General features: G+C 60.5%; 14 protein-coding genes. 3 read left to right on the forward strand and 11 right to left on the reverse strand.

Going from position 1 to position 12,276, the window contains the following annotated elements; all coding sequences use genetic code 11:
• Positions 1–87 precede the first annotated feature (87 nt).
• On the forward strand, positions 88–471 hold the full coding sequence (locus BTN45_RS01840) for an ACT domain-containing protein (protein ID WP_044458735.1): 384 nt from the start codon (positions 88–90) through the stop codon (positions 469–471).
• Here the strand turns inward: BTN45_RS01840 and BTN45_RS01845 are convergent.
• Both BTN45_RS01845 and BTN45_RS01850 read right to left on the reverse strand, forming a co-directional pair.
• Complete coding sequence (locus BTN45_RS01845; protein WP_035209397.1) at positions 468–782, reverse strand: putative quinol monooxygenase; 315 nt, start codon at positions 780–782, stop codon at positions 468–470. The two genes, BTN45_RS01840 and BTN45_RS01845, sit on opposite strands and share 4 nt — an antisense overlap.
• Before the next feature lie 5 nt (positions 783–787).
• Complete coding sequence (locus BTN45_RS01850) at positions 788–1,582, reverse strand: helix-turn-helix transcriptional regulator (RefSeq protein ID WP_045532603.1); 795 nt, start codon at positions 1,580–1,582, stop codon at positions 788–790.
• Between the two features lie 107 nt (positions 1,583–1,689).
• Here BTN45_RS01850 and BTN45_RS01855 point away from each other — a divergent pair, with 107 nt between their 5' ends.
• The gene (locus BTN45_RS01855) at positions 1,690–2,052 is read left to right on the forward strand and encodes a nuclear transport factor 2 family protein (RefSeq protein WP_004440323.1); all 363 of its coding nucleotides are present in this window, start codon (positions 1,690–1,692) and stop codon (positions 2,050–2,052) included.
• Positions 2,053–2,094: 42 nt separating this feature from the next.
• Here the strand turns inward: BTN45_RS01855 and dxs are convergent, their stop codons facing one another.
• From dxs to BTN45_RS01890, 7 genes are all read right to left on the reverse strand, one after another.
• Positions 2,095–4,014, reverse strand: coding sequence for a 1-deoxy-D-xylulose-5-phosphate synthase (gene dxs, locus BTN45_RS01860; protein WP_207588726.1), 1,920 nt, complete (start codon positions 4,012–4,014; stop codon positions 2,095–2,097).
• 101 nt (positions 4,015–4,115) lie between these two features.
• The gene (locus tag BTN45_RS01865; protein ID WP_207588728.1) at positions 4,116–5,039 is read right to left on the reverse strand and encodes a pirin family protein; all 924 of its coding nucleotides are present in this window, start codon (positions 5,037–5,039) and stop codon (positions 4,116–4,118) included.
• A gap of 300 nt (positions 5,040–5,339) precedes the next feature.
• Positions 5,340–5,594 (reverse strand): exodeoxyribonuclease VII small subunit, encoded by a 255-nt coding sequence (locus BTN45_RS01870; RefSeq protein ID WP_003503059.1) that lies wholly within the window; start codon positions 5,592–5,594, stop codon positions 5,340–5,342.
• Positions 5,595–5,596: 2 nt separating this feature from the next.
• Positions 5,597–6,532 (reverse strand): histone deacetylase family protein, encoded by a 936-nt coding sequence (locus tag BTN45_RS01875; protein ID WP_207588729.1) that lies wholly within the window; start codon positions 6,530–6,532, stop codon positions 5,597–5,599.
• A gap of 25 nt (positions 6,533–6,557) precedes the next feature.
• Entirely contained in the window at positions 6,558–7,121 is a 564-nt protein-coding gene (locus BTN45_RS01880; protein WP_207588730.1) for a biotin transporter BioY, read from the reverse strand.
• 32 nt (positions 7,122–7,153) lie between these two features.
• Positions 7,154–7,759 (reverse strand): energy-coupling factor transporter transmembrane protein EcfT, encoded by a 606-nt coding sequence (locus tag BTN45_RS01885; protein WP_207588731.1) that lies wholly within the window; start codon positions 7,757–7,759, stop codon positions 7,154–7,156.
• On the reverse strand, positions 7,756–8,436 hold the full coding sequence (locus BTN45_RS01890) for an ABC transporter ATP-binding protein (RefSeq protein WP_207588732.1): 681 nt from the start codon (positions 8,434–8,436) through the stop codon (positions 7,756–7,758). The genes BTN45_RS01885 and BTN45_RS01890 overlap by 4 nt, the downstream gene beginning before the upstream one ends.
• Before the next feature lie 112 nt (positions 8,437–8,548).
• Between BTN45_RS01890 and BTN45_RS01895 the strand changes: the two genes are divergently transcribed.
• The gene (locus BTN45_RS01895) at positions 8,549–9,745 is read left to right on the forward strand and encodes a winged helix-turn-helix domain-containing protein (RefSeq protein ID WP_022555727.1); all 1,197 of its coding nucleotides are present in this window, start codon (positions 8,549–8,551) and stop codon (positions 9,743–9,745) included.
• A 269-nt stretch (positions 9,746–10,014) separates the two neighbouring features.
• Here the strand turns inward: BTN45_RS01895 and ribB are convergent, their stop codons facing one another.
• Both ribB and aroC read right to left on the reverse strand, forming a co-directional pair.
• Complete coding sequence (gene ribB / locus BTN45_RS01900; RefSeq protein ID WP_004440341.1) at positions 10,015–11,115, reverse strand: 3,4-dihydroxy-2-butanone-4-phosphate synthase; 1,101 nt, start codon at positions 11,113–11,115, stop codon at positions 10,015–10,017.
• 12 nt (positions 11,116–11,127) lie between these two features.
• Positions 11,128–12,225 carry a chorismate synthase gene (gene aroC / locus BTN45_RS01905; protein WP_004440343.1) on the reverse strand — a complete coding sequence of 366 codons (1,098 nt, stop codon included), beginning with the start codon at positions 12,223–12,225 and terminating at the stop codon, positions 11,128–11,130.
• Between the last annotated feature and the right edge of the window lie 51 nt (positions 12,226–12,276).

Raw genomic sequence — 12,276 nt, forward strand, 5'->3', positions numbered from 1 at the left:
AACTGATAATATGGCCTTCTGGGAAGGCATTTGATCCTCCCCTTCAACCCAAGGAAAGCGTCTGGCTTTCGGGAAGGCAGTTTACAGATGGCGCCTCGCGTTAAGTTAAGGCTCCTTGAGGGCACCTACGGAGTGGCCCGGCTTTCTGCCGATGCATCCATTCCAGCCTGGGCCGATGGCACAGGTTTTCTCAGCATCAGCCGGACTGATGATGAGCTTTCCGTCGTTTGCCGTCAGGAGCGTATCCCTCATGATGTTAAGGCCGACACCGGCTGGAACTGTCTCAAACTTCAGGGCCCGTTCGCCTTTGATGAGACCGGCATCGTGCTTTCGGTGATCGAACCGCTATCGACCAACGACATCGGGATATTCGTGGTTTCCACTTTCGATGGCGATCACCTGCTGGTCAAATCGAAAGATCTTGAGAAAACGTTTGAGCTGCTGGCAAATGCAGGGCACTCGCGCATCTAAGCTCCGTGAGCGTGATCCGCCCGCATGGGATGCCAGACGGAAATATCGCGCGGCGCGTCCAGAAGCTCGGGCAGGGCATCGTGCCATGCCTGCCGATAGGGCCGGTGGATCTGAACGTCGATGACGTCCTGATGGTCAGTCCAGGTCTCATGCAGCAGGAACCGGTTCTCGTTTTCGCAATCCCGGTGCAGGGTTGCGTTCACGAAGGTCTTTTCGTGCCGCATGGCGTCGAGCAGCGCATTTAGCAATTCCAGAAAACGTTCGCGCTGGGCTGGACGGACCTGAAAGCCGATAAGATAGGTGGTGTGCACGGGTCTTACTCCTTGGCGCCTTGCATCAGTGCGTTGCGGGTTGCCGCGTCGGCGGGATAAAAACACTCCAGCACGAGTTCGGAGAGCGTGACGTCCGTCGCCGTCCCGAAAACCGTGGTGGTTGAAATGAAGCTCAATATGCCGCCCGAAGACGGATCGCGAAGCTGGAGCGGTATGGCCAGAGGGTCGGCCCCGGTGGAATGCGGGGCGACCTTTGGCGCGGGATAGGCCGCAAGCTCCGCATACAGCCGAGAAAGCACTTCGTCTCCGGTTTCCTCGACCTGACGGCGCAGGCGTTCCAGCAGGTGATGGCGCCATTCGGCCAGATTGACGATGCGTGAACTCAGACCCAGCGGATGCAGGCTCAGCCTCAAGGCGTTGAGCGGCGGGTAAAGCAGCTCTTCTGAAACGCCGGCCAGAAGCGACGTGATCGCCCCATTGGCGAGAACGACATTCCAGTGCCGGTCGACGGCAAGAGCGGGGAATGGCATATGCCCATGCACTACCGTTTCGACGGCTTGTCGGGCGGCTGCCATATCAGGTGCATCCAGTGATCGTTCGGAATGAACGGGTGCATAACCTGCAGCCAGCATCAGCCGGTTAGCGGCGCGGGCCGGCATCGAAAGCTGCTCCGCCAGCCTCACCAGCATGTCGCGGCTGGGCGATGATCGCCCGCTTTCAACGAAGCTCAGATGGCGTGCTGATATTTCAGCCTCCACCGCCAGATCCAGCTGGCTCAATCTGCGGCGGGCTCGCCATTCCTTCAGCACCTGGCCGACATGTTCTCGATGATGTGTCATGCCCCGCAGCCTAGCAGAAGATATCGCGGATGCGATTACCTCGGAGGTAATTGTTCCGCTTCCCGACCCCCGGCATGTTTGGGCCGTCAACCACAAGGAGCGCAATCATGACGCAGCATCTCGCAATCGCCGAAACCTATCTCGCAGCCTGGAATGAGGAAGACAATGAACGCCGCAGGCACCTCATCGGTCAGGCATGGGCAGAAAATACGCGCTACGTCGATCCGCTGATGCAGGGCGAAGGCCAGCAGGGGATTGCCGCCATGATCGAGGCGGCGCGGCAGAAATTTCCGGGATATCGTTTCGTTCTTGCCGGCACCCCGGACGGACACGGCAAATTCACCCGTTTCTCCTGGCGCCTTATCTCGCCTGACGGGGACGATGTGGCTGGTGGCACCGATGTCGTGAGCCACGATGCCGAGGGCCGGATCGAAAATGTCGTTGGTTTTCTCGACGGCGCGGCATCCTGAGGTAAAGGCGGGATAGTCCCGCCTCCTGTCCCGGCAATTTTGTCAGCCGGCGAAACCGACTCCGGCCTGACGCTGGCCGAGCGCATTGAACACCGTGGAAATGATGCCGGCCCGGTCGAGGCCGGCATTGGCATACATGGTCTCTGGCTTGGCCTGTTCCACCCACTGGTCGGGCAGTGTGAGTGTCCGCACCTTGGGGCCGTGATCGAGCAGGCCGGCGCTTGCCATGAAATGCAGCACATGTGCGCCAAAACCGCCGACCGAGCCTTCTTCTATCGTCACCAGAACCTCGTGATGGGCGGCAAGCTGTCGGATGAGATCGAGATCGAGCGGCTTGGCGAAGCGTGCATCGGCAACCGTGGTGGAAAGGCCGGCTGCTTCAAGGTCTTCGGCCGCCGCCAGGCATTCCGCAAGGCGGGTTCCGAAGGAAAGCAGGGCAACCTTCGTGCCTTCCTTGATGATGCGACCCTTGCCGATCTGAAGAATCTCCCCACGCGCGGGCATCTCGACGCCGACACCTTCTCCGCGCGGATAGCGGAAGGAAATCGGGCCTTCGTCATAGGCGGCCGCCGTGCGGACCATATGTTTCAGCTCCGCCTCATCCGAGGCCGCCATAACTACCATGCCGGGGAGGGTGGCGAGGAAAGTGGTGTCGAAGGAGCCGGCATGGGTCGGCCCGTCGGCGCCGACAAAACCGGCGCGGTCGATCGGGAAACGCACGGGCAGGCTCTGGATCGCCACATCATGCACCAGCTGGTCGTAACCGCGCTGCAGGAAGGTGGAATAAAGCGCGCAGAACGGCTTGTAACCGTCAGCCGCAAGCCCCGCCGCAAAGGTGACGGCATGCTGTTCGGCAATGCCGACATCGAAGGTGCGCGCCGGGAACAGCTCGGCCATCTTGTCGAGGCCGGTACCGTTGGGCATCGCGGCCGTCACACCGATGATTTTCTCATCGAGTGTGGCTTCCTGGATCAGCGCCTCGGCAAAGACGCTGGTATAGCTCGGCGCATTCGGCTTGGCTTTCGCCTGCGCGCCGGTGATGACGTCGAACTTGTTGACGCCGTGATATTTGTCGGCTGCGGCTTCCGCCGGCGCATAACCCTTGCCCTTCTGCGTCACCACATGGATGAGGACAGGGCCTTTCTGGTTGTCGCGCACATTGCGCAGCACCGGCAAAAGGTGGTCGAAGGAGTGACCGTCGATCGGGCCAATGTGATAGAAACCAAGCTCCTCGAACAGCGTGCCGCCGGTCACATAACCGCGCGCATGGGTCACGGCGCGGGTAATGGCGCGGTCGATCGTCTTGCCGAGATACGCCGTCAGCTTCTTGCCGAAATCGCGAAAACCCATATAGGTGCGGCCGGAGGCGAGACGCGCCAGATAGGCGCTCATCGCGCCGGTCGGTGGCGCGATCGACATGTCGTTGTCGTTGAGGATGACGATCAGTCGTGCATCGAGCGCACCGGCATTGTTCAGTGCCTCAAACGCCATGCCGGCAGACATGGAACCGTCACCGATGACAGCAATGACCTTGCGGTCGCTGCCATCAAGACCCGCCGCCACCGCCATGCCGAGACCGGCGGAAATGGAGGTGGAAGAATGGCCGGCGCCGAAATCATCATATTCGCTTTCCGCACGGCGGGTGAAACCGGAAAGGCCACCTTCCTGCCGCAGCGTGCGGATGCGATCACGCCGGCCGGTCAGGATCTTGTGCGGGTAACATTGATGGCCGACATCGAAGATCAGCCGGTCTTCGGGCGTGTTGAAGACCTTGTGGATGGCAATCGTCAGTTCCACCACGCCAAGGCCGGCACCCAGATGCCCACCGGTTTTCGACACGGCGTCAATCATCTCGTCGCGCAGTTCCCTTGCCAGTTCCGGCAAGTCGCGATCATCGATCTCCTTGAGATCGGAGGGAAAATTCACCCGGTCAAGCAATGGTGTCTGTGGCATTCCGGTCAATCGTTCGGCCTTTTCTGGTGGTCCCCGCGCGGCGCGTGACAACGTCTTTCATCGCGAAAGCCGCCGGGTGAACCATGCATGTCGTATACTTCTATAGAATTTCAACCTTCCGGCAAAGGGACAAACTCTTCTTCGTCGCCGGGAACGATGTCGAAGCGTCCCGTTCTCCACTCCTGTTTGGCCTGTTCTATGCGTTCTTTTGATGACGAAACGAAGTTCCACCAGATGTATCGGCGCTCATTCAGCGCTGCCCCGCCAAAGATCATGATGTGACAGCCATTGCTGCCGGCCTGAAGCGTGATGTCGTCACCCGGCCGGAAGACGAGCAGCTGGTCGGCGGCAAAGATATCGCCCGCCACATCCAGCGAGCCGGACAGAATATAGATCGCACGCTCCTCATGATCGGCCGAAAAGGGAAACTTTGCCCCCGGCTCCAGCGTCAGGTCGACATAAAGCGTATCCGTGAAGGCCGCAACGGGGGAGGTGAGACCCTCGAATTCACCGATCACCACCCGGCCGGAAGCGCCCTTGATATCGATCAGCGGCATGTCTTCCTTTGCCGTGTGAGCAAAGGCCGGATCGATTTCCTCCATATGGTCGGGCAGGGCAAGCCAGGTCTGGAGGCCCGACATGGAAAGGGGATGGCCACGCAGATTTTCCGGCGTGCGTTCCGAATGCACGATGCCGCGCCCGGCCGTCATCAGGTTGATGTCACCGGGGCGGATGACAAGCTCGGTGCCGAGACTGTCTCGATGCTTGATTTCGCCGTCGAACAGATAGGTGACGGTGGAAAGTCCGATATGCGGATGCGGCTTCACATCCAGCGCCTCTCCAGCCTTCAGTATCGCCGGACCCATGCGATCGAAAAAGATGAAGGGACCGACAAGCCGCCGCTGCCGGGTCGGCAGCGCACGGCGCACGGCAAAGCCGCCAATATCGCTGGTGCGGGGAATGATGAGGTTCTCGATGGCATCGCAGGCAAAAGCGTCGCCCGCGACGGGATCGTTACCGGGAAAGAAGGACATCGTCAGCTCCTCGTATCGTCTGGCGGGAGTTTAGCATAACCGAGGGGGAGGGGAGCATCGCGATATCGAACGCAGCGTCAACGATCCTTGTTAACACGACATTGTGAGAACACCTTACGGCCGGGGAAAGTTCTCAAAACCTCTCCTCCGTCATCCTCGGGCTTGTCCCGAGGATCTAAAAACGTCAAGAAAATCAATGCATTGCAGATCCTCCGGACAAGCCCGAGGATGACGTCGAGGGTTTGAATCGGGAGGTGGCTACCTTATCGAATCACGTCCGAACGCTCATCCTAAACGCAATCACTCCCCGTCCAGCGGCTCCACACCCTGCGGCTTGCCGGCGCGATCGAGGCGAATCTTCTCGATGCGCTTTTCGGCAGCGTTCAACAGCGTCTCGCAATGCTTCTTCAGGGCTTCGCCGCGCTCATAGATGGCGATGGATTCGTCCAGCGCCACGTCGCCGCGTTCCAGACGTGCGACAATGCTTTCCAGCTCGGCGACGGCTTTTTCGAACGAATAACCGCTGACATCGGCTGTGTTGGCATTTTCCGTCATGTTCAACCCTTCATCATTCTCAAAATATGCATGGCTGCCGATTCCGCCAGCCCTTCCAGATCATAACCGCCTTCCAGCAGGCTGACGACCCGGTTCGATGTGTATTTATCCGCCATCTCCAAGAGCCGGCCCGTCGCCCAGTCGAAATCCTCTCCCACCAGATTGATCTGCGCCAGCGGATCGCGGTGATGCGCGTCGAAACCGGCGGAGATGAGAATGAGATCGGGCGAAAAATCCACAATCGCCGGCAAAACGCGTGATTTGAATGCCTCGCGGAAATGTTCGCTGCCGGTGTTGGGAGAAAGCGGTGCGTTGACGACGTTGTTCTTCACGCCGGTTTCGTTTTTATCGCCGCTCCACGGATAAAGCGGCATCTGGTGGGTGGAGCAGAACAGCACGGATGTGTCGTTCCAGAAGATGTCCTGCGTGCCGTTGCCGTGGTGCACATCCCAGTCAATGATGGCGACGCGCTCGGCACCATGCGCCTTCTGCGCGTGGCGGGCGGCAATCGCCACATTGTTGAAAAGACAGAAGCCCATGGCCTTGGCGGTCTCGGCATGGTGGCCAGGCGGGCGGGCTGCAACGAAGACATTGTCGGCAGCGCCGGCAAAAACATCGTCCACCGCCGCCATTGCAGCGCCGATGCCGGTCAGCGCCGCCTGCAGGCTTTTTTGCGAAACGTAAGTGTCGGCCTCAATGCGGTTGATCTCGCTATCCTCTTCCGGAATCTGTCGCATCACGGCAAGCAGATGCTCTTCCGGATGCGCCAGCAGCACCGCATCCTCATTGGCCTGCGGCGCTTCTTTCCGTTCCAGCCGCTCGAAATTCGGATGTTCGAGCGCGATGTTCAGCGAACGCAGGCGGTCCGGTCGCTCCGGGTGGCCTTCGGGCGTGATGTGCTCCAGGAAGATCGGGTGTTCGTATAAACGCGTCGCCATGCTTTTCCTCCGGAAGAAAGTCTGTTCAGGCGCGCTGCGGCAGAAGTGGATAACCGGCCATCACGGCGCGGCCGGCCAGTGCCGCAAGCAAGGCCTTCAGCGCATCGCCGGGAATGAAGGCGAGCGAACCCATGAAGGCTTTTTCAAAACCAAGCCCGACAACCAGCGCCAGATAGGTGATGCCGAAGGCATAAAGCACGACCACACCGCCGATGAGGCTGGCGACGAAGAAACCGATGCCCTGCGCCAGAGCGGATTGGCTACGATTGACGAGTTTTTCCGAGAGCGTGCCGGTGACGAAGACAGCTGCGATCCAGCCGATCAGGAAGCCGGTCGTCGGCGTGGTGAAAATCGAAAGACCACCGCGTCCGCCCGAGAGGACCGGCAGGCCGATGGCGGCAATCAGGATCGTCAGCAGCACCGCGAGCGTGCCGCGCTTCGCACCCAGCACGACGCCGGCCAGCATGACGCCGAGCGACTGCGCGGTGATCGGCACGGGAACGAAACCGAGCGTGATCGGCGGCAGAAGCCCAAGTGCGATGATGATGGCGGAAAACAGCGAAATCAGCACAAGGTCGCGGGTCGTCATGGCGCTCAAAACTCCGGATGGTTATCTGGCCGTCAGCTTTGGCCTCTGAAACCGCGCGCGTCAATGGCGTCGGCAATGGCATCGGCATCCTTCAACGTCATAATAACGAGTGGCACGATGATGGTCGCCATGCGCACGGGCAGGCCACGCGCCCGGTGGGCATCACGCACCGCATGATACCGGTTGACGATCTCAGGCACGAACCGCACGACGAGCCCGACCGCAAGCCCGATATCGGCAGCCTTGACCAGCCCCAGCCTTTCGAGAGGGGCGGCGGCAAGCGTGATCTCATCCATGAACTGCGAGATGCTGACGGTGATGGTGACGGCGGTGGCAAGCAGCGCCAGCGCCGTCAGCCGCAAAAGATTGACTGTCGCATCATGGGCCGGGAGCAAAAGATAGCTGAAAGCCGCGACGAGGAAAATGGTCAGCATCACCGGCCGCAGCCGCAGGCCGATCTCCCGCAAGGGCAGCCGCGTCTCGCGCAGGATGGCGGCGGCGAGAACCACGGCGCATCCCAGCAACAACAGATCGCGGGTAAGGAACAGCGCGATGCTGAAGACCATGAGCGTCAGGAGCTTGAGGCGCGGCGAGATGCGGTATAGCCAGCCCGTGCCTTCAACGTGCAGCGATTTCATCGCGCCACCGCCGCGAGATATTGCGCCACTGCCTCTTCAGGCGCGGCGTCCGCAATCAGCGCGCCGCCGTGGAAAACCAGCACACGGTCGAAGCCTTCAAGCAGCGGCAGATCATGGGTGATGACGATGAGCGATTGCGACAGCGTCGCCATGGTCTTTTCCACGACAGCCCGGTTTTTGAGATCAAGCTGGTTGGTCGGCTCGTCGAGAATAAGGATGTGCGGTTCGGTAACCAGAAGCGCAGCCAGCGCCGCAAGCTGCAGCTCTCCGCCGGAAAGCTCATGCGCGCGCCGTTCTTCAAGATGAGAAATGCCAAGCCGGGCAAGAACGGCCTTCACCCGGGCTTCGGTTTCCGCCTTGCCGAGGCCGAGCCGCTTCAGCCCGAAGGCGACATCGTCGCGCACGATCGGCAGGATGATCTGGTTTTGGGGATTCTGGAAGATGAAACCGACCATCTGCAGGATGGCCCTGGCGTCGCTCACGGTGTCGAGACCGTTCACCGAAACCTTGCCCTCGCTTGGCTTGTTCAGCCCGTTGATCAGCCGGGCAAAGGTGGTCTTACCGGAACCATTGAGACCGATTACGCCGATGCGCCGTTCCGTCAACGTCAAGGACAGCGGCTGCAGGACCTGCCGGCCCTCGAAAACGACACCGGCGGCATCGAAACGGATTTCCAAACTTACATCCTCGCGCTCGTTTCCGGTTCTATATCCCGTCATCAACAGAAGTGAAACAAGGAACAAAAAAAGAACATTGCATTCGCGAAAAAGCCGTCATACCTTCTGGGCCATGACGATCAAGGTTTCGAACGAAGCAGCAAGGCGGATTTTTCTGGCGCGGCAGGGCCTTTCCTCCCCGCCCGGCAAGGCGCTTTCCAAGGATGGGCTGCTGCAGCTCATCACCGATCTCGGCTTCGTGCAGGTGGACAGCATCGGCACGGTGGAGCGCGCCCATCACCAGATTATTTTCTCCCGCAACCAGACCTACAGGCGCAACCATCTGACCACGCTGCTGGAAAAGGACCGCGCCCTTTTCGAGCACTGGACGCATGATGCCTCCATCCTGCCGACGGAATTTTATCCCTATTGGAAACACCGCTTCCGCCGCCGCGAGCCGATCATTCAGGAACGCTGGCGCAAATGGCACGGTGAGGGCTTCGATGCCGCGTTCGGCGAAACGCTGGAGCGCATCGCCGCAACCGGGCCGGTGCTGGCGCGGGAGCTTAAAGAGGAGGGACACCAGTCCGGTGGCTGGTGGAACTGGCATCCCTCCAAGACCGCACTCGAATATCTCTGGCACACCGGCAAGCTCGCAATTGCCGGCCGTGTGAACTTCCAGAAGGTCTATGATCTGGCCGAACGGGTCATTCCCGGTGAGCATCACGAGACCGAAGTGGAGCACGCCGAATTCGTCGACTGGGCCTGCCGCGAGGCGCTGAAGCGGCTGGGTTTCGCCACGCATGGCGAAATCGCCGCTTTTTTCGACCTCGTTACCCCGCAGGAGGCGAGAGACTGGGTCAAAAACCATCGCGATGAATTGTGCGAGGTCTCGCTTCTCGCAAGTGACGGCGATACTGCCCGCCAGTCCTATGCCTTTGCCGATTTCACTGCCGACCTGACGCACGTACCGGAACCGTCCTCCCGCGTTCGCGTGCTGAGCCCCTTCGACCCTTTGCTGCGTGACCGAAACCGCACGGAGCGGCTATTCGGCTTTTATTATCGCATCGAGGTCTTCGTGCCGGAGCCGAAGCGGCAATATGGCTATTATGTTTTTCCGCTTCTGGAAGGCGACCGTCTGATCGGTCGCATCGACATGAAGGCGGAGCGCAAAGGCAGCACTCTGGATGTACGCCGCCTGTGGCTCGAGCCCGGCGTGCGCGCTTCGGCCGGGAGGCTGGAAAAGCTCGATGCGGAATTGTCGCGGCTTGCGAAGTTCACAGGGGTCGAGAGCGTGAACTATCTGGAGGGCTGGCGGGAGGACAACTGAGTTTTTCGCACGGATGATTGCGAGAGAGGTGCCCTCGGACTCAAGGTTACCGATCCGTGATACCCCATTGTAGCGCGGCGTTGCGGCATATTTCTTCTCCCCGCAGGGGAGAAGGTGGCCCAAAGGGTCGGATGAGGGGGCAACGGTAGAGATTTACGGAGAGCTAGCCCCTCATCCCGCTGCCACGGACTTCTCCCCGGCGGCGAGAAGAAGCAGGCGGAACCCGCTCGCCTCACAATTGCGCGGCGAGACCAGGCAAAAACCTAAGCTCACCCGATATCCGTCGCGGAAATCTTGATGCCAAATCCTTCGAGACCGACATAATGGCGTTCGCGCGTGGTCATCAGCTTGATCGAGCTGATGCCGAGGTCTTTGAGGATTTGCGCGCCGAGACCGATTTCCAGCCATTCGTTTTCCCGCGAGCGGGCCTGGGCGTGTGCCTCGTCCGGGTCGCGCGCCTTGCGCCGCCCCGCAACCTGGCCGACGCCGACGGAGCCTTCACGCAGATAGACGATGACGCCGCGGCCTTCCTCGGCGATCTTTTGCATGTAGTGCCGCACCGGCTGGCGGTCGCCGAATACGTCGTCAGCGACGTTTTCCGGGTGCAGGCGCACGGGAATGTCGACACCGTCCCTGATGTCGCCGAAAATCACCGCCATGTGCTGCATCCGGTCCCAGGGAAGGGAGTAGGTCTGCGCTCTGGCCGGGCCGAAGGGCGTTTCAATGGTGAAGGAGGATTCCATCTCCACCAGCGTTTCCTTGCGCTGGCGATAGGCTATCAGATCGGCAACCGACACCTGCTTGAGCTGGTGTTTTTCCGCAAAGGCAGTGACCTGCGGTCCGCGCGTCACGGTGCCGTCGTCATTGACGAGTTCGCAGATGACACCGATCGGCGGCAGGCCTGCCAGCTTGCAGAGGTCGACGGCGGCTTCCGTATGTCCCGAGCGCATCAGGACGCCGCCCTCACGGGCAATCAGCGGGAAAATGTGTCCGGGCCGGGTAAAATCGGCGGCTCCGACATTGGGATTGGCGAGATTGCGCACCGTCAGCGTGCGGTCATCGGCGGAGATGCCAGTTGTGGTGCCGTGCTTGAAATCGACGCTGACGGTGAAGGCCGTGGTATGGGCGCTGTCATTTTCGGCCACCATGGCATTGAGGTTCAGGCGCTTGGCTTCTTCGCGCGGCATGGGGGCGCAGACGATGCCTGACGTGTGGCGCACGATGAAAGCCATCTTTTCTGCCGTGCAGTGGACTGCTGAAATGATCAGATCGCCCTCGTTCTCACGGTCATCATCATCGGTCACGACAACGATTTCACCGGCTTCGAAAGCGCGGATGGCATCGACAACGCGTTTCTGGTCATAGGCCATGGCGGAAATACCTCACTTCAACCGGCCTGTCTGGCCGCGATCCCTCAGATAATGGTCGGCAACGGTGCAGGCCACCATCGCTTCGCCGATCGGCACGGCACGAATGCCGACGCAGGGGTCGTGGCGTCCCTTGGTGCGCACGTCGACATTGTTGCCATCGGCGTCGATCGACTGGCGCTCGGTCAGGATTGACGAGGTCGGCTTGATGGCAAAGCGCGCGATGACGGGCTCGCCGGTCGCAATGCCACCCAGAATGCCGCCGGCATGATTGGAGAGGAAGATCGGCCTGCCGTCATTGCCCATGCGCATTTCATCGGCATTCTCCTCGCCGGAAAGCTCGGCGGAGGCGAAACCCTCACCGATTTCCACGCCCTTGACGGCGTTGATCGACATCAGGCTGGAGGCAATATCCTGGTCAAGCTTGGCGTAGATCGGTGCGCCGATACCCGCCGGAACGCCTTCGGCGATCACTTCGACAACGGCGCCGATGGACGAACCGGCCTTGCGGATGCCGTCGAGATATTCTTCCCAGACGGGCACCATGGCGGCATCAGGGCAGAAGAACGGGTTCTGATCGACCTGATCCCAATCCCAGTTGTCGCGGTTGATCCTGTGTTTGCCGATCTGCACCAGCGCGCCGCGCACGTTGAGGCTGGGTACCACCTTTCGCGCGATTGCGCCGGCAGCGACACGCGCCGCCGTCTCGCGCGCGGAGGAGCGACCGCCGCCGCGATAATCGCGAATGCCATATTTCAGGTCATAGGTGAAATCCGCATGTCCGGGGCGGAAACGCCTGGCGATCTCGCCATAATCCTTGGAGCGCTGGTCGGTATTTTCGATCAGCATGGAAATCGGCGTGCCTGTTGTCGTCATCGTCTCGCCGTCCTCATCCAGCATGACGCCGGAGAGGACCTTGACGATATCGTCCTCGCGCCGCTGGGTGACGAAGCGGCTCTGGCCCGGCTTGCGCTTGTCCATCCAGTGCTGCACCTCGGCAAGGGTAAACCGGATGCCGGGCGGGCAACCATCCACCACGCAGCCAAGTGCCGGCCCGTGGCTTTCTCCCCAGGTGGTAACGCGGAAAAGATGACCGAAACTGTTATGCGACATAATTCTCAAACCGGAAAACGGGGCGCCTGTGGACAGCGCCATTTAAAACAA

It is taken from the genome of Rhizobium sp. ZX09, from assembly GCF_017357485.1.
Classification (GTDB): Bacteria; Pseudomonadota; Alphaproteobacteria; order Rhizobiales; family Rhizobiaceae; genus Agrobacterium; species Agrobacterium pusense.

Coding starts and splice junctions, on each gene's coding strand:
- BTN45_RS01895 (WP_022555727.1), top strand. CDS start 8,549: ATGACGATCAAGGTTTCGAACGAAGCAGCAAGGCGGATTTTTCTGGCG.
- BTN45_RS01850 (WP_045532603.1), bottom strand. CDS start 1,582: ATGACACATCATCGAGAACATGTCGGCCAGGTGCTGAAGGAATGGCGA.
- ribB (WP_004440341.1), bottom strand. CDS start 11,115: ATGGCCTATGACCAGAAACGCGTTGTCGATGCCATCCGCGCTTTCGAA.
- BTN45_RS01880 (WP_207588730.1), bottom strand. CDS start 7,121: ATGACGACCCGCGACCTTGTGCTGATTTCGCTGTTTTCCGCCATCATC.
- BTN45_RS01865 (WP_207588728.1), bottom strand. CDS start 5,039: ATGTCCTTCTTTCCCGGTAACGATCCCGTCGCGGGCGACGCTTTTGCC.
- BTN45_RS01875 (WP_207588729.1), bottom strand. CDS start 6,532: ATGGCGACGCGTTTATACGAACACCCGATCTTCCTGGAGCACATCACG.
- BTN45_RS01870 (WP_003503059.1), bottom strand. CDS start 5,594: ATGACGGAAAATGCCAACACAGCCGATGTCAGCGGTTATTCGTTCGAA.
- BTN45_RS01855 (WP_004440323.1), top strand. CDS start 1,690: ATGACGCAGCATCTCGCAATCGCCGAAACCTATCTCGCAGCCTGGAAT.
- aroC (WP_004440343.1), bottom strand. CDS start 12,225: ATGTCGCATAACAGTTTCGGTCATCTTTTCCGCGTTACCACCTGGGGA.
- BTN45_RS01840 (WP_044458735.1), top strand. CDS start 88: ATGGCGCCTCGCGTTAAGTTAAGGCTCCTTGAGGGCACCTACGGAGTG.
- BTN45_RS01885 (WP_207588731.1), bottom strand. CDS start 7,759: ATGAAATCGCTGCACGTTGAAGGCACGGGCTGGCTATACCGCATCTCG.